Annotated in this window: 9 protein-coding genes and 1 pseudogene; 4 read left to right on the top strand and 6 right to left on the bottom strand. The window is 33.4% G+C overall.

All coding sequences use genetic code 11. The features are described 5' to 3' along the window. Positions 1 to 126: 126 nt before the first annotated feature. Positions 127 to 339, bottom strand: a complete 213-nt coding sequence (locus tag ACECE_RS32615; protein ID WP_456049015.1) for a hypothetical protein — start codon at positions 337 to 339, stop codon at positions 127 to 129. Positions 340 to 647: 308 nt separating this feature from the next. After that, positions 648 to 992: a hypothetical protein gene (locus ACECE_RS32620; protein WP_456049016.1), complete on the bottom strand. Its 345-nt coding sequence runs from the start codon at positions 990 to 992 to the stop codon at positions 648 to 650. 688 nt (positions 993 to 1,680) lie between these two features. Here ACECE_RS32620 and ACECE_RS31125 point away from each other — a divergent pair. Both ACECE_RS31125 and ACECE_RS29360 read left to right on the top strand, forming a co-directional pair. Next, on the top strand, positions 1,681 to 15,840 hold the full coding sequence (locus tag ACECE_RS31125; protein WP_010247298.1) for a Kelch repeat-containing protein: 14,160 nt from the start codon (positions 1,681 to 1,683) through the stop codon (positions 15,838 to 15,840). Between the two features lie 13 nt (positions 15,841 to 15,853). Next, positions 15,854 to 16,243 carry a hypothetical protein gene (locus ACECE_RS29360; RefSeq protein WP_010247301.1) on the top strand — a complete coding sequence of 130 codons (390 nt, stop codon included), beginning with the start codon at positions 15,854 to 15,856 and terminating at the stop codon, positions 16,241 to 16,243. Positions 16,244 to 16,492: 249 nt separating this feature from the next. Here the strand turns inward: ACECE_RS29360 and ACECE_RS0212065 are convergent, their stop codons facing one another. Further along, positions 16,493 to 16,702, bottom strand: coding sequence for a hypothetical protein (locus ACECE_RS0212065; RefSeq protein WP_083878592.1), 210 nt, complete (start codon positions 16,700 to 16,702; stop codon positions 16,493 to 16,495). Here ACECE_RS0212065 and ACECE_RS32320 point away from each other — a divergent pair. Continuing rightward, positions 16,674 to 16,799: pseudogene (locus tag ACECE_RS32320) on the top strand (hypothetical protein); the annotation flags it as partial. The gene ACECE_RS0212065 and the pseudogene ACECE_RS32320 overlap by 29 nt on opposite strands. Before the next feature lie 18 nt (positions 16,800 to 16,817). Continuing rightward, a complete protein-coding gene (locus ACECE_RS31745) occupies positions 16,818 to 17,039 on the top strand; it encodes a hypothetical protein (RefSeq protein ID WP_010247310.1) in 222 nt (73 codons plus the stop codon). Positions 17,040 to 17,637: 598 nt separating this feature from the next. Here ACECE_RS31745 and ACECE_RS0212075 read toward each other — a convergent pair. The 3 genes from ACECE_RS0212075 to ACECE_RS0212085 form a co-directional block, all read right to left on the bottom strand. Next, the gene (locus tag ACECE_RS0212075; RefSeq protein ID WP_010247313.1) at positions 17,638 to 18,075 is read right to left on the bottom strand and encodes a hypothetical protein; all 438 of its coding nucleotides are present in this window, start codon (positions 18,073 to 18,075) and stop codon (positions 17,638 to 17,640) included. Positions 18,076 to 18,133: 58 nt separating this feature from the next. Then, positions 18,134 to 20,521: an SIR2 family protein gene (locus ACECE_RS0212080; protein ID WP_010247316.1), complete on the bottom strand. Its 2,388-nt coding sequence runs from the start codon at positions 20,519 to 20,521 to the stop codon at positions 18,134 to 18,136. A 95-nt stretch (positions 20,522 to 20,616) separates the two neighbouring features. Continuing rightward, on the bottom strand, positions 20,617 to 21,330 hold the full coding sequence (locus tag ACECE_RS0212085; RefSeq protein ID WP_010247319.1) for a hypothetical protein: 714 nt from the start codon (positions 21,328 to 21,330) through the stop codon (positions 20,617 to 20,619). Between the last annotated feature and the right edge of the window lie 905 nt (positions 21,331 to 22,235).

Consider the following 22,235-nt stretch of genomic DNA (forward strand, 5'->3'; position numbering starts at 1 on the left):
GTCTGCTTCCATATTGTCTCGGATTTTCTTTGTGCCATTTTAAAATGCCTCCTGACTTCATGAGTTTTATATCAGAAAGCATAACAGAAGTAGTTGTTAATTACACTACGGTATGTTTTGAAGCACTTACTTAAGATGCTTTTCATTTATAGGTATTATATGATTAAGTAATTCCTGCCTTAAAATACCGATGGTTCTTTCACATGTACCATTTTGCCAAGGACATTTGAAACCTGTTTTCTTTGATTTGATATTTGTATTAGCTAGGAAGTTTTGTAATTCACGACTGGTAAATATACTGTCGTTGTCATGAATCAGGTATTTTTGGTGTTGATCCAAAAGGGGTTGTTTCTCTGATCTGTTGAGCAACCCATGCAGAAGAAGGATTTGTTGTAACTGCAAAGTGTTCAATTTTCCTGCGGTCATAACTAATTAGGATGAAGACGTACAGTACTTTAAAATAGAGAGTGGGAACTGTAAAAAAGTCCATAGCCCATATTTCTTTACGGTGATTTTTTAGAAAAGTCGTCCAAGACTGTTTCTGTTTTTCACTTGGGGACTTTCGAATTTTGGGAATGTACTTTGAAATTGTATTTGGTGAGGGGGCATCTATTACAGCGAGGTCAATTAAACGCTCATATATCTTTTCAGGAGACAGCAAAGGATTTTCTTTGTGAATGCGTTTTTATAAGAGCAATTGTTTGCCGGGATATTTTAGGTCTGCCGGGCTTTTTAGATTTTAGAATCCAATAAAATTTAAAGGCTTTTTTATGCCAACTGATTACCGTTTCAGGCTTAACTAGAAATATTGAAGATTTCCAGCCCGGAACAAACTTGGACAGCAAAATCCATAATTGACGGAATGCAGGTGTTAAGTGAGGTTTGGGAATTTTGTGGTCAAGTATTTGACGTTGAACTATTGACAACTGGCTTCGAAGGGCTACAATTTCAAGGTCTTTGTTTATGTCAGACAAAAGCTTTGATCTAAACATCCACAAAAAGAATTGAAACCAATCCCGAAAAAAGAGAATAATAGCTTTAAAACTAATCATACTACAAAATCACACTTCCATTTCATTACTACATAATCCAATTGTAATAATTTCTAAATGGAAAATCAATAATACTTTCAAAATGGGAAATTTCTCTCAGCATCAGTAGGACAACATTGTACTTCTCGATGATGAAGAATAAAACAAAATATCAAAACCCACCTACAAGATTCGTTGAAACCTATTAATGCTAATGCAAATACCAGAATTAGTCAAGGTGTTATTTTTGTATTATTCTGTAGTATAAATTGCAAATTCAGAAGTTTTGTAACAGGAAAATTGTTGTTTTTTGTTTACACGTGTCTTTAAAAAGTGATATAATGCATAACATTATGGAAATAAATCTCAATAAATTGCCTTTTGTGTTTTAATTATAGTAAAATCATTTGTAGTCTTAAACTTCATATAATTAATAGATAAAAGGTAAGTACCTGATTAGGATTTTTCCAGGTACTTTTATCATTTGTAAATACTTATTTCCAATCAAAGTGAATATGCTTTGATATTTTTTATGGGGAAGTGTGTTAATATCAGAAATTTAAGAAGTGGTTTCAGTTTTAATTATTATTCTTTTAGTTTAGTTGCTAAAAAATATTCGATTTACATTATACAAGGGGGAGAAAAGTAAATGTTAAAAAAGACAAGAGTGATTTCTTTAATCATTTCAGCTGTATTTGCTGCCCAAATTTTGACTTCAACTGTGTTTGAGACAATGGGAGTAGGAAAGGTTGAGGCTGCAGAGAATGGAAATATTACTGAAAATTCCACTAATATTAGCTCACAAAGCAAATTGTTATTAAATTCTGGAATATCAGCCCAAACGACAGAACCAACGGCAGTGCCAACGACAGTACCAACAACAGCACCAACGACAGTACCAACAACAGCACCAACGACAGTACCAACAACAGCACCAACGATAGTACCAACAACGGCACCAACGACAGCACCAACGACAGTACCAACAACAGCACCAACGACAGTACCAACAACAGCACCAACGACAGTACCAACAACAGCACCAACGATAGTACCAACAACAGCACCAACGGCAGTACCAACAGTAACACCAACAACAGTATCAACAGCAACTGCAACACCAACACCAATTGTATCACCAACAGCAACTAATACAGCATTAATTCCAAGAGGCTATTTGGATTATCCAAAAAGTAACCAGACAGTTAGTGGTGATTTTAATGTCAGAGGATGGTTTTTAGATGGAGTTGGAGTATCGAAGATAGAAGTGATTATAGACGGTTCAGTATTAGGTCAGGCTACATATGGTGGTGGGAGACCAGATGTGTATAATGTGTATCCGCAATATAGTAATAGTAATTCCGGGTATAATTATAGTCTTAATACCAATTTATTAGTAAATGGGAGTCATACTATAGTAATACTTGAAACAGGTAATACTGGTGTGAAAACTTCTTTATCAACTAGAACATTTATTGTTTCTAATGAAATGCCAACATCAACATCGACGTTAACGTCAACTGCAACATCAACAGCAACACCTACAACAGTACCAACAGCATCGCCAACAGCATCACCAACGGCATTACCGACACCAATAACAGCACCAACAGTTACCTATACAGCGACAAGTTCCTCTGTTACTTTGAATTGGGAATCTATTACCGGGGCAACAGGGTATTCTATTGAGGTAGATGGTGTAAAAGCAGATGTAGGAAATGCAACAACATATGTACATAGTAATTTAACTCCAAACACACAACATAATTATAAAGTAGCAGCTACAAATAATAGTATAACTTGTACATGGTCGGAAATGATCACAGTTACTACACTTCCAGATACACAGGCACCCACAAGTCCAAGCAATTTAGTGTTATCAAGTATTGCTGCAACCGCTGTAACGATTGAATGGGATTATTCATCTGATGATGTGGCTGTTACAGGATATGATATATATCGCGATGGAATAAAAGTTGGAACAGTATCAGGTTCTACAGCAAATAGTTTTACTGATTCAGGTCTTACTGGATCTAAGTCCTATACATATGCTGTAAGAGCATTCGATGAAACTGGGAATGTTTCTGCAGAAAGTATAATAGTAGTGCGTACAGGTGATACATATATTAGCAGTGATACTGTTTTAACAGGAAATCTAACACTTGGTAATTTGTGCCTCGCAGGAGGTACATTAAATTTAAATGGATATAAGCTAATAGTAACAGGAAACCTTTCGCAGACAGGCGGAACAATGAATATAAATGGAGGAAGGTTGGAGGTAGAGGGCAACTATATAATTGATAGAGAATATGAATGTCATGCGTACCTAAAGATGACAAACGAAAGTGATTATATAAAAGTAAATGGAAACTTTAAAATAAAAGCATATAACGACCATGCAGACTATTTAACAGCAGGAGTACTAGAGGTAAAGGGGAATTTTACACAAGATAGATATGGCTATCTTGGTAATTTCAAAGCAAGTGGAACACATAAGGTAATATTAAGTGGAGATACATTACAGGAAGTTTACTTAGGAGATTATGCGTATAATGATATAAATAGATCTACATTCAATATACTTGAACTAAAAAATGCTGATGGCAAAGAGGTAAAGTTTACAAGTATACTTTCGGTAAAAGATTTAAGAACGAATGGGTGTAAAGTAACTTCACTAAAAATAGCATATTGTGAATGGGCGTTAACATGTGATGAAGTAATAAATGGAGATTTGATATTATCAGGAAATACAATAGATTTAAATGCATACAAGCTAACAGTAAAAGGCAATCTTTCACAAACAGGCGGAACAATGAATATAAACGGTGGAAGGTTGGAGGTAGAGGGCAACTATATAATTGATAGAGAATATGAATGTCATGCGTACCTAAAGATGACAAACGAAAGTGATTATATAAAAGTAAATGGAAACTTTAAAATAAAAGCATATAACGACCATGCAGACTATTTAACAGCAGGAGTACTAGAGGTAAAGGGGAATTTTACACAAGATAGATATGGCTATCTTGGTAATTTCAAAGCAAGTGGAACACATAAGGTAATATTAAGTGGAGATACATTACAGGAAGTTTACTTAGGAGATTATGCGTATAATGATATAAATAGGTCCACCTTCAATATACTTGAACTAAAAAATGCGGAGGACAAAGAGGTAAAGTTTACAAGTATACTTTCGGTAAAAGATTTAAGAACGAATGGGTGTAAAGTAACTTCACTAAGAATAGCATATTGTGAATGGGCGTTAACATGTGATGAAGTAATAAATGGAGATTTGATATTATCAGGAAATACAATAGATTTAAATGCATATAAGCTAACAGTAAAAGGCAATCTTTCACAAACAGGCGGAACAATGAATATAAATGGAGGAAGGTTGGAGGTAGAGGGCAACTATATAATTGATAAAGCATATGAATGCTATGCGTACCTAAAGATGACAAACGAAAGTGATTATATAAAAGTAAATGGAAACTTTAAAATAAAAGCATATAACGACCATGCAGACTATTTAACAGCAGGAGTACTAGAGGTAAAGGGGAATTTTACACAAGATAGATATGGGTATACAGGTAACTTCAAAGCAAGTGGAACGCATAAGGTGATATTAAGTGGAGATATATTACAGGAAGTTTACTTGGGCGATTATGCGTATGATGAAACAAATAGGTCCACCTTCAATATACTTGAACTAAAAAATGCGGAGGACAAAGAGGTAAAGTTTACAAGTATACTTTCGGTAAAAGATTTAAGAACGAATGGGTGTAAAGTAACTTCACTAAAAATAGCATATTGTGAATGGGTGTTAACATGTGATGAAGTAATAAATGGAGATTTGATATTATCAGGAAATACAATAGATTTAAATGGATATAAGCTAACAGTAAAAGGAAACCTATCTCAAACAGGTGGAACAATGAATATAAATGGAGGAAGGTTGGAGGTAGAGGGCAACTATATAATTGATAGAGAATATGAATGCTATGCATACCTAAAGATGACAAACGAAAGTGATTATATAAAAGTAAATGGAAACTTTAAAATAAAAGCATATAACAACCATACAGACTATTTAACAGCAGGAGTACTAGAGGTAAAGGGGAATTTTACACAAGATAGATATGGCTATCTTGGTAATTTCAAAGCAAGTGGAACACATAAGGTAATATTAAGTGGAGATAAATTACAGGAAGTTTGCTTGGGAGATTATGCGTATAATGATATAAATAGATCTACATTCAATATACTTGAACTAAAAAATGCTGATGGCAAAGAGGTAAAGTTTACAAGTATACTTTCGGTAAAAGATTTAAGAACGAATGGGTGTAAAGTAACTTCACTAAAAATAGCATATTGTGAATGGGCGTTAACATGTGATGAAGTAATAAATGGAGATTTGATATTATCAGGGTATACAATAGATTTGAATGGATATAAGCTAACAGTAAAAGGCAATCTTTCACAAACAGGCGGAACAATGAACATAAACGGAGGAAGGATGGAGGTAGAGGGCGACTATATAATCGCTAATGGGAATAATTATTGCTATGCGTATCTAAAGATGACAAACGAGAGTGATTACATAAAAGTTAATGGAAATTTTACAACAAAGGCATATTATAGTCATGCAGACTATTTAACAGCAGGAGTACTAGAGGTAAAAGGAAACTTTACAGAAACTGTATTTGGTGGCTATCTTGGTAACTTCAAAGCAAGTGGAACACATAAGGTAATATTAAGTGGAGATACATTACAGGAAGTTTACTTAGGAGATTATGCGTATAATGATATAAATAGATCTACATTCAATATACTTGAACTAAAAAATGCTGATGGCAAAGAGGTAAAGTTTACAAGTATACTTTCGGTAAAAGATTTAAGAACGAATGGGTGTAAAGTAACTTCACTAAAAATAGCATATTGTGAATGGGCGTTAACATGTGATGAAGTAATAAATGGAGATTTGATATTATCAGGGTATACAATAGATTTGAATGGATATAAGCTAACAGTAAAAGGCAATCTTTCACAAACAGGCGGAACAATGAACATAAACGGAGGAAGGTTGGAGGTAGAGGGCGACTATATAATCGCTGATGGGAATAATTATTGCTATGCGTACCTAAAGATGACAAACGAGAGTGATTACATAAAAGTTAATGGAAATTTTACAACAAAGGCATATTATAGTCATGCAGACTATTTAACAGCAGGAGTACTAGAGGTAAAAGGAAACTTTACACAAACTGTATTTGGTGGCTATCTTGGTAATTTCAAAGCAAGTGGAACACATAAGGTAATATTAAGTGGAGATACATTACAGGAAGTTTACTTAGGAGATTATGCGTATAATGATATAAATAGATCTACATTCAATATCCTTGGTATAACCAAACCATTAGAACATGGTTATAAATTCAACGTCCAGCCCGTGTGGAACCAACTCGAAGAAGCGTTTGCAAGTTCTAACCCATTACCTGGAACAACAACTTCGCTGCCTGAACTAGAGCCAGCAAGAAAAGAACTGGCGATGGCTGAAGTTAATGCAAAGTTGTATGCGTTTGGTGGATGTACAGGCGAAAATGTGTACTTAAACACAGTTTCCGAATATGATTATCTGACAAATAAATGGACTAATTCAGCTGATTACATGCTATCGCCAAAAAGCGATATGGCAGTAGCTGCAACAGACAGTGAGATATACATAATCGGAGGTTTTGACGGAACAAACTATTTAAATACAGTAGAGGTATATAATCCTTCAGTAGGCCAATTTGTAAAACGCGATCCTGCATCCAAGCCTTTAGAAATGCCGACAGCAAGAAGAGGAGCAAAAGCGGTATTAATTGACGGAAACATCTATGTAATTGGCGGGTGTAACAATGAAGGCTACCTCGACACTGTTGAAGTTTACAATATAGCATCAAACACATGGACTACAAAGGTAAAGAACAGTGATACATATTGGATGAGTCCAAGAACAGGAGCTGGAATAGCAACCTATGGCGGTAAAATCTACGTGTTTGGAGGGTATAACGGAACAGAATACCTGTCATCTATTGAAGAATACGATCCAACAACAAATACATGGACTCAAATAACATCAAAAATGACAACTGCCAGAAAAGATCTTGGTGCACAGACAATGAGCGGAAAGATCTACGTGTTTGGTGGAACAAATGGAAAAGCATTATCTACAGTTGAGGAATTTAATCCTGAAACTAATGAAATTAAACAAATGCAAGCACTTGGTACAAGAAGGAGTGCATTTGGATCTGCTGTTGCATATAACAGATTGTTCATTGTTGGAGGCGCAGCTGACGGAGATAAAGTTTTAAATACAGTTGAAGAATACTTTACACAGGTTATACCAGGGTTAAAATTTCTTGGCACATTAAATGGACTAAAAGGAAACGCACATCTGTATGATACAAATGGAGTAAACAAGATAACTGGTAATTATGTTACACAAAATCAGGATTTCAAATTGGAGAGTCCTGCAATTGACCTTGATGTAACAAGAACTTATAATTCGAATGATGCAGAAACTAAAGATAGCAGAGTTGTTGGCAGCGGATGGATCTTTAATTTTGAGTCATCCATAAAGGCTATAGACATTTCGACATACAAGGTTAAAGCAACAACATTACACTTACGGAAAGAGCCTGCTAACCTGGCAAATCTGAGGTATACTGACCCGATGCAATGGGAGGTTATCGAGCACTTGGCAAGCGGCAGTTGTGTTACATGGGATGGAGCTCAGGTAACTGTAAATAATAAAGTATGGTACAGGGTAAGAACTCAGCAGGATGTAATAGGATGGGTATATTCAGGATATCTAAAAGAAGTAAAGGGTATTGAGGTTACTTATGGATCAGGAAGTAAGATAATATTTGAGGCTAATAGCAATGGTGGTTATGATACGCCTGCAGGTATATATGATGAGTTGACTAAAGTTGACAACATCTGTTACCTTACAACAAAGGACAAGACTACATATCAATACGATTACACAAGTGGAAAACTCAAATACATTAGCGACAGGTATGGAAACAGGATTAAATTCTATTACGAAGGCGATAAGCTTAAGAAAATTTATGACTGTGACCCTAAAGATGATAGTGTTGAAATAGGAAGAACCTTTACACTGAACTACAATGCTAGTGGAAAACTGGACAATGTAGCAGATAAAGCCGGAAGAAAAGTTTCCTATTCATACAATGCAGCAGGAAAACTTGAGATTGTAACAGATCTAAGCGGAAATAATACCAAGTATTACTATTATGGATCAAATGAAACGATTGCAGGGCAGAACAACAAGCTTAAAACAATAGCTAAAATAAATGGAACTACAGAAGTCAAACTTCTCACAAATATTTACGATGGAACAGGCAGGATATATAAACAGTTTGATAACTCCGGAAGGCCTACATACTATCTTTACACAGATATAATTGGGGATGAGGATTCACCAAACTCAACTGATAAGAGCGAAGTTTCCCGTAAGGTGATTGACAAAAAAGGAAATACTTCTGAAGAAATATATAATGTCAATTTTGCTGATAGACCGATAAAAAAGATTGACAATATGGGAAGAGAAACACAGTATAAATACAGTGTTACATATGTAGCTGATAATACAACAGCAACATATGATATAACAAATCTTACTTATTCGGATATCAGCAGTATTTTGAACGATCATAAGCACAAAGCGTATAGAGCATTGAGAAGCACAAATTTACCAACTAAAACAGAGACAATTGAAGTCGAGGAAAAAATTAACGGTGTGGTTTCAGGAAATACCTCTTATGTCGAAATGGATGCAAAAGGTAACGTGTTATCCGTTAAAAATCCGGATGGAACTGCAAGGACTTATGTTTATTATGAAAATGGCGATTTGGAATATGAAGTTGATGAAAATAGCCAGCAAACTTATTATTACTATGAGGTGTACGATCAAACAAACAATAGAAGCAGATTGAAATATTTAATAAAGCCTATAGAGAAAAATGTTGTATATAAAAGGGATAACAGGGACACTCTTCTAGGCACTTCGATAGATCCTGTCAAAGCTGCTGTAACTATTTATGAATATAAAAGTGATGCATCAACGAGCAAGATTTTGGGATGTCTGTTAAGTAAAATAACTTACCCGGCAAAAAACACCAATTTATTTGAATATCGGGATGATGGCGTACTTTTGTCATCAACTGACGGAGAAGGCAAAGTGACAACTTATGATTATGACAATTGTTTTAGGGTGTCTTTAGCAAAGAGCCCAATAGGATATCAGACTGAATATAAGTATAATAACAGTGACCAATTAACGAAGGTCATAAGAAAAGATAAAGATGGAAGTAACCCAAGTACAAACAGGACAACATATGATTACGAGGGTAGAGTAAAAAAAGAGATAAACGTCCTTATGTATGACGCTTCAAATGACCGTGAAAATGATTATGTGGGAAATGCGACAAACACTTACGATTATGATCCATATGGAAGAGTTTCAGTAAAGACCTCAAAAGTAGTTAATCAGGAGGGTACTGTATCGGAATATAAGACAAGCTATTATTATGATGCAGAAGGAAACCTTGAAAAAGAAGTACAACCAACGGGAGCTGTTTATGTTTATAGCTATGATTCATTAAACAGAATAACAGCAAGGTATTATAAGAAGAATGCTGATACCGGTGCAGTTTTATTGGAAGAGTATCTTTACAAGGATGGAATTAAGATTGCAAACGGAAATTACGGAACCAGTAAAACAGTCAGGAAGCATCTTAACTCAGCTGAGCTTGCAGAAACAGAATATTTGTACGATAACACAGGAAGGCTCGTAAAAGTAACAAACCCTGAAGATGTTTCAGGTAATAGAACTTCTACTCAAACAACATACTATAAAGATGGCAAGGTTAAAAGTGTAACAGATGCAAGAGGTAATAAAACTTTATATACCTACAAAAAATTCTACGTGGAAAGCAGCACTATATTAAGAATTTATGATGAGGTATTTACTCCCGTTACAAATGAAAACGGTACCGTTATGTATTCATATTTAAGAACTATATATGATAAAAACGGAAGGAAGATTTACGATATTACTTACAGTGATCTCGTGGGAGTAAAAGAAACAAATGGAGTATATTCATTAAGTACAAGTCCTAAAAAGTATTCTTCAACAAAGTATACGTATTTAGGTAATGATAAAATAAAGAGTATTTCCAGTTATTATTACGATGCGATTATAAGCAAGACTTCACCAGCAAAGGTAGTTGAGTACAGATACGATGATGATGGTAATCTTATTGAGGAAAAGACAACGTTTGACTCTGGAAAACAGAGTATAAATGTTTATCTTGATTATAATATGTATGGAAAACCGGAGAAGGCAGCTAAACTTATTAGTAATATAGATCTTAATAAAGATATTTATCTTAATAGACAGGAAGAAAGCAGTGCTTTAAAAAAGGGTACATGGACTGTAAACACAAATACAAGCTATAGCAGTGGAAGTGTATTGTATTCAACTACAACAGGTTCGTATCTTCAGTTCACCTTTAAAGGTACAGAAGCAAGAATTATTGGATTTAAGGGTTCTAATAAAGGAATTGCAGTGATAACTGTCGACAATGGTATTCCTGTTAGTGTGGATACGTACAGTAAAACAAGTATTTATCAATCGGTAATCTATGAAGTATCCGGATTAAGCCAGGGAACACATACTATAAGTATTATAGTTACCGGCCAAAAGAACAGTTTGTCTACAGACAAGATTATAAGTATTGATGCTATTGACGTTAATTACCAAAAAGAAAAAATTGTGCCTTACAACAGTTTGTTTGGTAAGAATGAAGATGGAACTTATGCTTATGGATCTTATACAAATTATCAAAACTATTTTGCTGTTATAACAAGCTTTAGTGAATTTGATAAGGCAGGAAATGCTGGAACAATAACAAGCCCCAATAAGCAAACAGTGAACTATTTTTATGACAGCGAGGGGAGGGTCGGAAAACAATCAGTATTTGATATAGATGTTACCGACTCTGATGGTTCCGGCTGGGCAACTGGTATTGAGACTGTTACCACCTATAATTGGGAGGGCAAAGTAACCGAATCAAACGTTTATGCTTTGCAAGAAATTGGAACAAAGTTACTCAGTAGTGAGAAAAATATTTATAATAACCGTGGACTACTTGAAAAGAACATCAAGAAAGACGTTACCATTAAGACATTTGACAGAGTTACTAATACAGAATCAGTAACTAAGCAGGACTTATATACAGCATATGAATATGATACCGCAGGAAGGGTAGTTGCTGAAGTAACTCCTAATAATTATGTTGGATATATCGATGGCGAAGGACTACTTTCTGAAGATACAGTAAACAGGGTAGAGTACTTGTACGATAAGCAGGGAAGGTTATTAACAAAAGCTTACAGGGGCAAAATAAAGAATTATAATGAAAGTATCAGTGATTTTAATGAGAATACAAGATTCATTGTGACAGAGGCATATAAATACGATGAAAACGGAAATGTATTGAAGAAGGTCGATGGCGAGTCTTATGAAAAAGCTTATGATAGTGCTGTGAACGGCAAAAAATCTGTAGCTGTTGGAGATTTGATTGATAGCGCCTATGGAATTGAGTATACATATAACCTTGCAAATCAGGTCCAAACTGTTAAGAATCCTGAATTTAATGGCACTGACGGAAGAAACTATAACCAGAAATACACTTATGATGGTCTTGGAAGAGTAATTAATGAAATTACAGCTCATGGGTTTAACAAGACTATAGGTATTAAGAATAGTTCCACGCCTATGCAGGTGTTATATCTGAATTATAGCAACACAAGGTATGTATATGATGATGTAAACAGAAAAATTGACGTTATGATTTTAGACAATATTGATGATCCTACAAGCTCTGAATATCTTTTGAAGACTGAGAATTATAACTATGCTGGAAACCTTAAATCTTCAGTAGATGCGAATGGAAATCAGACAACTTATGAATATAACGGTTTTGCAGCACAAAGGAGCGTTACTTATCCGGGGGATTCAGGAACTGAGGTTTCCATTTCAGCAAATACTGTAAGTTATAAGTATAATTCAGCCGGAAATGTAACACTTCAAAAAGATAGTACTGGAAGCGTAAAGGAATATGAGTACGATCTTTTTGGCCGGGTTTTAAGTGAAAAAATCTATGGAAACAGCAGCACGAATAACACTGTAACCAAAACCAGCTACTTATATGACCTGTATGGAAACGTTAGATATGAGATTGATGCAAACAATGTTGTGACAAAGAATGAATATGATGAACTGGGAAGGTTGACAAGAAGCGTTATAGAGAACGTTACAGTTGTTGACCCTATAACAGGACTTGACAGTACTGCTCGTTCATCAACGCATGAAACCTTAAAATATTATGACAAGGATGGAAATACTGTAACTGAAGTTTCAAAAGTAACTGAAAAAGACACACTAAATAATACAACAGCAATATCCTATAGTGTAAATTCCTATGAGTATGATGGAATGGGAAGGCTTGTAAGAAAGATTGATCCTGCTGGAAATGGTATTGAAAAAATCAACTATAACTTAAACAGTGCTCAAGTTGAATCCTTTGACGGAGAAGATCACGTTAAGTGCTTTGAGTACAATATGGACGGCAAAGTTAAAAAAACAACAGATAAATATAAATCAGGAGAATACCACATAACTGAGCAGTACTATGATGCAAACGGCAATGTTGCCTATACGCTAGATGGAAAAGGTAACATGACAGTATACCAGTATAATGAACTGAACAATCTTGCAAGTGTATGTTCTTATGAAAATAAGTGGGTTAATGCAAACGGTGAAAACGAGTACACACTAACTAATACTACTGAGTATGCTTATGACAAGAATGGAAATATGCTGAACCAGAAGTTCAATGGAACACAATCAGCTAGCTTCTGTTACAATGCAAGAAACCTTGTTATGAAAAAAGTATATCCTGGAACAGCCAATAACGTTGTTACTTACAAATATTTCGCAGACGGAAAATTGAGTGAGGAGACGGATAGGAAAAACATAAAAACTACATACGTATACAATCCACAAGGGTCAGTTTTAGAAGAGAAAGCTGCACTAATTACCGTTAATGATCTCGGGCAAGAAACACAACGAAGCTATACGAAGAAAACCTTTGTTTATGATGCTGCTGGTAATCAGTTACAATCAGAAATTACATCCCCAAGATCAACAGGCACTGAGACTGTAAAAAGAACATATGACGAATTGGGAAGGGTAAAGACAAAGGCAGTTTCAAATATTGAAGGGAAAGTAATATATGTTTATGATCTCATAACAAGTGATGGCTTTGTAGCAGAAACATCCATTGATCAGAAGGGTAATGCCACAACAAAAGTATATGATGCGGCTGGAAGACTTGCGTTTGTTAAAAACGGTGATATTGGGGCTGAAAATAGTGCACAATATATTTATTATAAGAATGGAGCAGCGCAGAGTGTTATCTATGACGGTGGAGCCAGAGAAGATTATGTGTATTTTGAAGATGGACTTCTGCAAGAACTTGTAAATAAAAATACTGCTGGAATTATTATTGAAAGTTATAATTACACTTATGATGAAAATCACAATATATTGTCAAAAGTTGATAAAAAAGGGACAACGTCTTATACTTATGATAACTTGAACCGTCTAAAAAAAGTCAGTGAAAACGGTGGAAAATTAACTGAGTATATTTATGATCAATATGGAAATAGGACTAACGTAATTATCAAACAAAATGATATAATAGTTGAAGAAGACATCTACGATTACAATTATGATGTGAATTTGCTTGAAACTGTTACCGTTAATTTAAATGGATTGTTAGATGAAGTAACAAGCTATGTCTATGATGCTAACGGAAACATGACAAGTTCAAAAACAGAAAAGAATGGAACTACAACGAATTCTATAACTTATGCGTATGATGAATTTAACCAGTTGATTAATACAGGTAATATGCAGTATGGTTATAACGCTGAAGGTTATAGAGTTAGTAAGAATTCTGACGGATCTTTGACAAGATATCTGTATGAATACGATAAGGTTGTATTGGAGTTAGATTCTGCTGGAAATCAGACGGGTAGAAATATTTATGGTACAAATCTGTTGATGAGAACTGCCAAAGATGACAACAACATAGATCAATCCTACTACTACATGTACAACGGTCACGCTGATGTAACAGCATTGATAAAACCTGATGGAACAATTGCAGCTACCTACTACTATGATGCTTTCGGAAATATTGACCCAGATGGAACAACTGGTGATGTAAACAACAATATTACTTTTGCCGGATACCAGTATGACAAGGAAACTAAGCTTTACTACCTCAATGCCAGAATGTATGACCCGAAAATTGCAAGGTTCTTGCAGGAGGATACATACAGCGGCACATCCGATGATCCGTTGAGTTTGAATTTGTACACTTATTGCTCCAACAACCCGTTGATCTACTACGACCCAACAGGTCATTTGGAAGCAATGATATCATTCCATATGTATAAGTCAAATGGTCAATATGAATATTTAGATGAAGCCATTTCACGAAAGAAAGGTAGAGCTGAACTTCATAAAATTGAGCTTGCAAATCAATTGGATTTTTATGCAATGCATAATGTTAAGTCTCTTGACGCAAGAATACAGTTTCAAGCTGATGCCAATTATTTTGCCGAATCTGCAAGATGGGATTATGCAAAAAAAGATTCTGTATATGGAAATTTAAAGTTTGGTAAAGGCTTTTCGGAAGAAAAAATAAAAGCATCTGATGAAATGGATAGATTTACTGCACTTTATTATGATTTTGCATCACAGACAGATTATAATTTCATGGATTCGGATGCAATAAGCAAATTGGAAAAAATAATGAAACCACTAATGCAAGACATTGGATATGAGTTCGATGCCCTCGAGTATTTTATAGCCCAAGAGAATTTTAGAACGGAGTTCTGGAGAGAAAAGGCTACTGAAAACGGATACGCTGAGCTAGCTAATAGTGAATATCTTGAGTTAAGCACGATTAGTATGCTTCATAATCAAAGATGTCAAACATTTGCTGGTGAATTAGGATGTGCACTTGTTTCATATAATAATAGAGTTTATTCAACGCAATCCAGAATACAAATTGTTAATCCTAAAAGCAAATTTGATAATTTGGAAGCAGGAAAATATAAAGCTTACAATAGAGCTGTTATTCCAAGAAAGTTAAGACTTGACAGAGATTTTAAGAATAAAAACTATACTCTTAAAACGACCAATGCGGGAATTGGTAATCAAAAACTATTAAGTGGTTCAGAGTGGAATGATTACTTTAAACAAACGTATGGTTCTAAGAATGTTGAGTGGGTAACAAAAAATAATAATAGTTTCGGTTCAAGAGATTTATTAGAGGGACATTTCCAGAAACACGGAAATGAATTTGGTGGAATCTATAGTTCGGCAGATGAATATTTGCAAGGTGCAAGAGATGTAATGAATAATGGATACAAGGTACAGTACGAATATAACGTTACAGATAAATGGGGAATGAAAGTTCCAGAACAAAGAACAGGCTATATAAAATTCATGGGCAATAGTAAAAAAGGAGAAGCTAAATTTGAATTTGTTGGAACAAATAACCGTGGAGATATAACCACATACCATACTGAAAGTGGCAAATCTTTATGGAAGCTATTAAATGGTTCTAATACTGACAAAACGATTAATCCAATAAAGTAAAGGAGGATGTTTCTTGAAGTATTTAGTTACAATTGAAGGTTTTGATAATCTGATAGAAGAAGAGATAATAATAAATATTGATGGTCAACAACTTCGGTGTTTTATGCCATACGGAAGTAGTATTCAGCTTGAAATAGGGAAACAATACCATATAAACCTTGAAGCTGATATATATGGCGAGTTGGAAATTAAAGAAGTTGGAAAATCTGTAAAAGAGATAAAGTGCATAAATCAAACTTTTGCATATTATATTTCAGGAATATTAGATATAGATAATAGTAAAATAGAATCTACCATAGATATTTACTTAGAAAAGGAATTCTTGTATGATTACGGTTTTCTGGACGATAAATATGTAGAATTCAAGGTGGATAGGTTTAATGTTGAATTCGATGCACAGTAAAATCCTTACTGTCGCATTCAAGAACCTAATCTGTTGATAAATTACACATTATACACTATGCTAATAAAATAGCAAAATAATAGCTGGATTTAATTCAATCCAGCTTTCCTTTTTTCCCTTATCACCAAAAATTACATTTTTGAGCATTTAGCACTTACACCTAAATCAGAAAGTGGAAATATCTGCATAAAATCCCCACAATCCAGTTTGGGCATGGCTCACAAAGAAAAGTTCGACGCGTCGAACTTTTTAACTCAAATTGTACCTATTAATAAAATCATTTATTGCATTACTTAACTGTGCAATCTGGGTTTTAAGGTTTTCTTTTTCCTCATCATTAGAAATAACAATGTTTGATTTGCTCAGTTTTCCAGTTAAACTTTTTATAAAACCAAGAGCCAGTTTATAGTTTTCCTTACCATCCTTTTCGGTGTCTTTTGGCTCTTCTGTTTCCGGCAAAGTATACTGTGGGCTTTGCAATTGGAAATACAGAGCCAAGAAGGAACGCAATAAAAAAGTATATATCTGTTCGAAGTACTCCACTGGTAAGGACGGAGGCTGCGAACGTCATAAGGTGGATGAACAACACCTTGAATTACTGATAGAGAATCAATTCAAAATATATGATCTTCCGCTTGATCGTTTTGATCTGATTCAAGCAATAGTTGTCACACGTGAAAACATAACAATTTACTATAACGGATATGCCCCATCACGGCAAATGCAAAATACAGTGTCTTTCGGCACAGTAGGACAACAGCTGGAAGAATACGTCTTTGGCAGGATGGAGGCTTAAGGCGCATAAATACTGGATTTCTCATTTTTGAAGTAGGACGACATTTTTCCATCTTTTCAGCAGTTTTTTCTGGCTAGAACACTAAAATAAAGTGCCAATTTCATAAAAAACACAATTCTCTGTGTAGCCTCTCGCGAAGCGGAATCCCGTGCTTTTTGTCCCCCTCCATTTTTTAGAAACGCTGACGGAGACATGCTTTAAGAATCTACGAAAGAGGCATTGAAGCAACTGGCGAAGTATCTTTTCAGTGACTTGCAGAAGCAGAGCAGGAAAGGAATACGAAAATGGATATTATTGTATTCCCTTCCTGCCCTGTAAGTGATTTTTAGAGCCTTCGAAGGAATTACATTCTATACAAATAAAGATTTTGACCTATTTCTAAAAAACACGAAATTCCTCAAAACTAAGCAATCAAAAGAAACAAATACTGAAAAAAGCTTTTCAGATTTATCACACCGTATAATTGCTTATAGTTTAGTGCCAGTATCTACAAAAATGCAATCTGCACAATCTTTTAACAATGCTATCTCCTTTTTTAGACCCTTGGAGCCGATAAGCAGCGTCTATTGCACATAATAAAACTAATTGTCTATAACAACTACTTTGTAATATTCTGACTTGAAACTACATTATATTTTAGCTCTAATTCATCTTCAGATGACAACTCTCCACCATTTTTTAATATCTTGATAAATTTTTCTCTTTTCTTAATATTCTGAATTCCTGAATTTATCTCTATTATAGCTTCATTTTTATCTAGATGAATATATTTACCTATTGCTCCAGTGTTATTAGGAGTAAGTTCATAAAAGTTTTTAAACCAAAAAACAACCCAGATAATAATAAAAAACTCAAAATATCTTTTTATAATTAAAAAATATACTGGAATATAAAAAGCAATGAGAAAACTGACTCCAACAAAACCCATACATAATTTATGAAGAATCAAAACTCTTTTATTATGTTTAAGTATTTTTCTATTTTCATCTATTTCCTGTTGCCATTGTTCAATTCTTTTTAAACTTTCAGTTGTCACTATTAAGCCCCCATATAATAACTTTTAGTTTTTAGTTGTTCCTAATCCATAATAATAATTAATCATTAATTTTGATTGTATTACTTACCTCTTTATTTAATGATTTTAATTCGTTGAATAGCCTTTTGGATATATACTCTCCAGAATTTAGGACATCACTTAGAAGAGTAAATGCTCTACTTAAGTAGCTTTTACTATTATCATAACCAAATTTTTCATAATACTTTATTGAATGTCTTGCATAAATTAATACATGATAATTAACTCTCATATCTCTTGTTATGCAGTCTTCTAGCGTTTCAAAAGTACGATCCAAAATTTGTTGTAATGTAGATTTTTGTTTTTCGTCGTTAGGAATAACTGAAATATTTTTTTCAAACATAATTATAGCATGACTATTAGCTATTGTGAATATTTGCTTACGACTATCAGTATACGCCTTATCAATTTGTATCCAAGCATTGTCAAGATCGTTACTCCTTTGTAAAAATAGTGCATATTGATGCCTTACATAAGGAGAAGTATTGTTTTTTAATAACTTTTCATAAAAACTAGTACCTTCATTTAGGTCAAATGCACGTTTTGTAATATCTGCATCATATGACTTTTTTTTAAAAATATCGTATCTGTTTACTATTCGGGGATTAACCTTTTCTAAAAAGTTGTTTAAAACTTTACCTAAAATTGAAGAAGGTAGCCTAAACATAGATATCTGTGCATATAGTTTGCTTCTCATAGCAAAGTAATCTTGTGAATCATTTGCTTGGTAATCAGTTGACTCGGCATCTACTATAATTTTATTCAGCTTTTTTAAAGCGTACACTATGTCCTCGTAACTATCAACAACTTCAGAAAAGTAAAAAATCAACATATCCATTGATGCTGAAACACCGCAGTAACTTGTATAATTTATTAATGTATATAATTCCAAAAGATTAATTTTTAGACTATCCTCTTTGTAATGACTAAGTGTAGAAATATATTCCGATACTCTTTCTTTAACTGTTGTACTCTTATATACGAAAAAAACAATTTCGAGTAATGAAATATTTTCGTTATCTTTGATCATTGTAATGGCATCATTGCTTGGTCTATTCATGGAAAAGCAAATACTTTGGATATCGGTAATGTTTAAGTTACTTACATCAACTATGTTTTGAGGCGCAATTTCTAAAAATCTTTTTACATATTCATAATTTATATCTCTTTCTGCAGTAATTATTTTAATTCTTGTGCAATCCTTCAAAATCTTAAATGAAGAAATATTATTATAAAGATTATCAAGAAAAACTATTATTGATTGATCGGATTCTGAGATTTTTACAAGTCTTTCTGCTTCAGATTCAATCATATTATTAAACCAAAATTTTCTACCACTTATTTCTTTTGCAAATGCTATCTGAAGTAGTAAAGTAGACTTTCCACATCCAGGCATACCAGTTATAAGAGTAATTCGGTTTTTAAGTAAAGCTTCAACAACTTGATTAAAATATGAGGTACGAATAACGCTTTGAGATACTACATCTGATATATGTGGCTCTGCACCATAAAAAAAGTCTGATACAGGTCTTACAACTGACTTTCTTATCAACTCATTACATACAAAATTATTTGGAAATGTATCTCTATATTTTCTAAAAATATATCTATCATCAACAGAAATATCTACAAAAGGCATTTCACTTATATAGTTAATTAGTTCTTTAGTATCAGCACGAATAATATTAAAGCCTAAATCTTTATAATCTTCAACAAATTCATCATTATCTCTAGAAGGATATACAACAATCCATTTTGGTAATTTATTCTTATGAATTGTTTCTGCATTACATAACAGCTGCATTGTATTACTGTCATAAAGTCGAGTACCCCAAAAAATACATGGAGCTGCTAACAATTTGTAACTAACTGTTTCAAAAAGCATCTTGTTTTTAACGAATAAATCATGTAACTCCTTTTCAGTAAATGATAGATCCATCTCAATAGGATATGTAACTGAGCCATGCAATTTGTAAAGATTAACAATATTATTTTTTTCATAATGCCCATTTATATTTACATCAGAGATATCTGTTTTTGAATCTATGTGATCATATATTTTTTCTACAAGATTATCAATATTTATTGTAAATATATTTTTTATTGGCATGCGATTTATTTTTAAATATTCTTTATCAAAATCTTTTACTTTATATGTTTCACGCAAATGCAAATTTAATGCATCTTTATTATCACGTTTTATTTTTTGACAGGTTAAACTAAGATTCATTACCCTTTCAGTAGTAAGATTGAAGATCTTAATTAATTCTTTATTAATGTCATCTCCGAGGGGTAAAGGAATATTGTTCGAATTTCTAGCATAAACTGAAAAACCTGCACCAAGAAATAAATTCATGCCATAATTGGGGACTAAGTGTTTAAATAGTTCCTCATTTTCAAAATACATTTTTATTCTCCTTTGTAAGTAAATTCAAAATCGAATATGCTAACATTTTTGCAATAAATATACTTTAGCGAACGATCGCTATTTTCCTAATCTATTCACAAACTTTCAAAGAATATCTTACCTTCGTCTGTAATATCAATTTCAGACTCTATCTTTGTTGCTGTACCTATCCTTATTCTATTTAAATCAATTGATTGAGTTATATTTGATTTCAAAAAACCTAAATATTCTAATCTATTTAATGCACCTTTATCTTTCTTATATTCATGCAATCCGGAATTTCCATAAATATAATAACTAGGTTCGGAATAAATACGGTAATAATGTTTTAAAGTATTTGTATCATTAAGAAATAAAATATCTAAGCAATTTGAGAAGTAAATAAACTTTTCCCAATTATAAATTCCATCTATGTATCTTTTGAATAATTTAGCCAATATAGCTGACTTTGATTCTTCTCTAAAGGCATCAATGAGAACCATTAATGTATCAGCTACTTTTTGCCTATACTTTGAATTACTCATAGAATCTTCAAATTTCTGTTTTTTTTCATCGTCTATTGTACCTTGTTGATATTCTTTTAAAAATATTAACAGTTTTCTTGCAAAAAACCTCTCACGTATTGTTAATCCGACTTTGCATAAACTAGCTAAAGTTTTAATTATTGGTATATCAGATACAATCTGATCTTTAAAAATTAAATCTAAAGCCAATTCCCCATAATCAACAAGTGTATCATTTGTTTTTCTGTAAAGTTCTTTTGCTAATTCAGTTGAAATAACTTCATAACTATCTCTTACTTCCTCCATAGATTACCCCCAATCCCTTTTGTAATACAACAAATTTGCATCTTCACTTTATGAAGAAAATCCATAACAATAGTTTGTTTATTATATGCTCTCATTTAGATTTTCTGTTATAGAAATCTCTTAATTACACTAAATCCTGGTTTCGAACTTTTTACTAACATAATCTTCTAAACAGCTTTGTCTAACCATACCTACCGATGAAACATTCCAATATAGACAAAATGTACTTAAATATACATTTTGTTAATTATTTTACCAACATTTATTTTATATAAATAATCTTTCTAAGTCTATAGTTTTTTACATTGAATGTTACACTATTTAAATAAGATTTTAACTGGCTCCGGGGTCTAAAAAAGGAAACAGCATTGTTCAAAGATTTGCAGATTGCATTTTTGTAGGTACTGGCGCTAAACTATAAGCAATTATACGGTGTGATAAATCTGAAAAGCTTTTTTCAGTATTTGTTTCTTTTGATTGCTTAGTTTTGAGGAATTTCGTGTTTTTTAGAAATAGGTCAAAATCTTTATTTGTATAGAATGTAATTCCTTCGAAGGCTCTAAAAATCACTTACAGGGCAGGAAGGGAATACAATAATATCCATTTTCGTATTCCTTTCCTGCTCTGCTTCTGCAAGTCACTGAAAAGATACTTCGCCAGTTGCTTCAATGCCTCTTTCGTAGATTCTTAAAGCATGTCTCCGTCAGCGTTTCTAAAAAATGGAGGGGGACAAAAAGCACGGGATTCCGCTTCGCGAGAGGCTACACAGAGAATTGTGTTTTTTATGAAATTGGCACTTTATTTTAGTGTTCTAGCCAGAAAAAACTGCTGAAAAGATGGAAAAATGTCGTCCTACTTCAAAAATGAGAAATCCAGTATTTATGCGCCTTAAGCCTCCATCCTGC

The sequence above is a fragment of the Acetivibrio cellulolyticus CD2 genome (genome assembly GCF_000179595.2).
Classification (GTDB): domain Bacteria; phylum Bacillota; class Clostridia; order Acetivibrionales; family Acetivibrionaceae; genus Acetivibrio; species Acetivibrio cellulolyticus.

Bases quoted from the DNA above. Each gene is read 5' to 3' on its own strand.
- ACECE_RS32620 (WP_456049016.1), bottom strand. From the start codon at position 992: ATGTTTAGATCAAAGCTTTTGTCTGACATAAACAAAGACCTTGAAATT.
- ACECE_RS31125 (WP_010247298.1), top strand. From the start codon at position 1,681: ATGTTAAAAAAGACAAGAGTGATTTCTTTAATCATTTCAGCTGTATTT.
- ACECE_RS0212080 (WP_010247316.1), bottom strand. From the start codon at position 20,521: ATGTATTTTGAAAATGAGGAACTATTTAAACACTTAGTCCCCAATTAT.
- ACECE_RS0212085 (WP_010247319.1), bottom strand. From the start codon at position 21,330: ATGGAGGAAGTAAGAGATAGTTATGAAGTTATTTCAACTGAATTAGCA.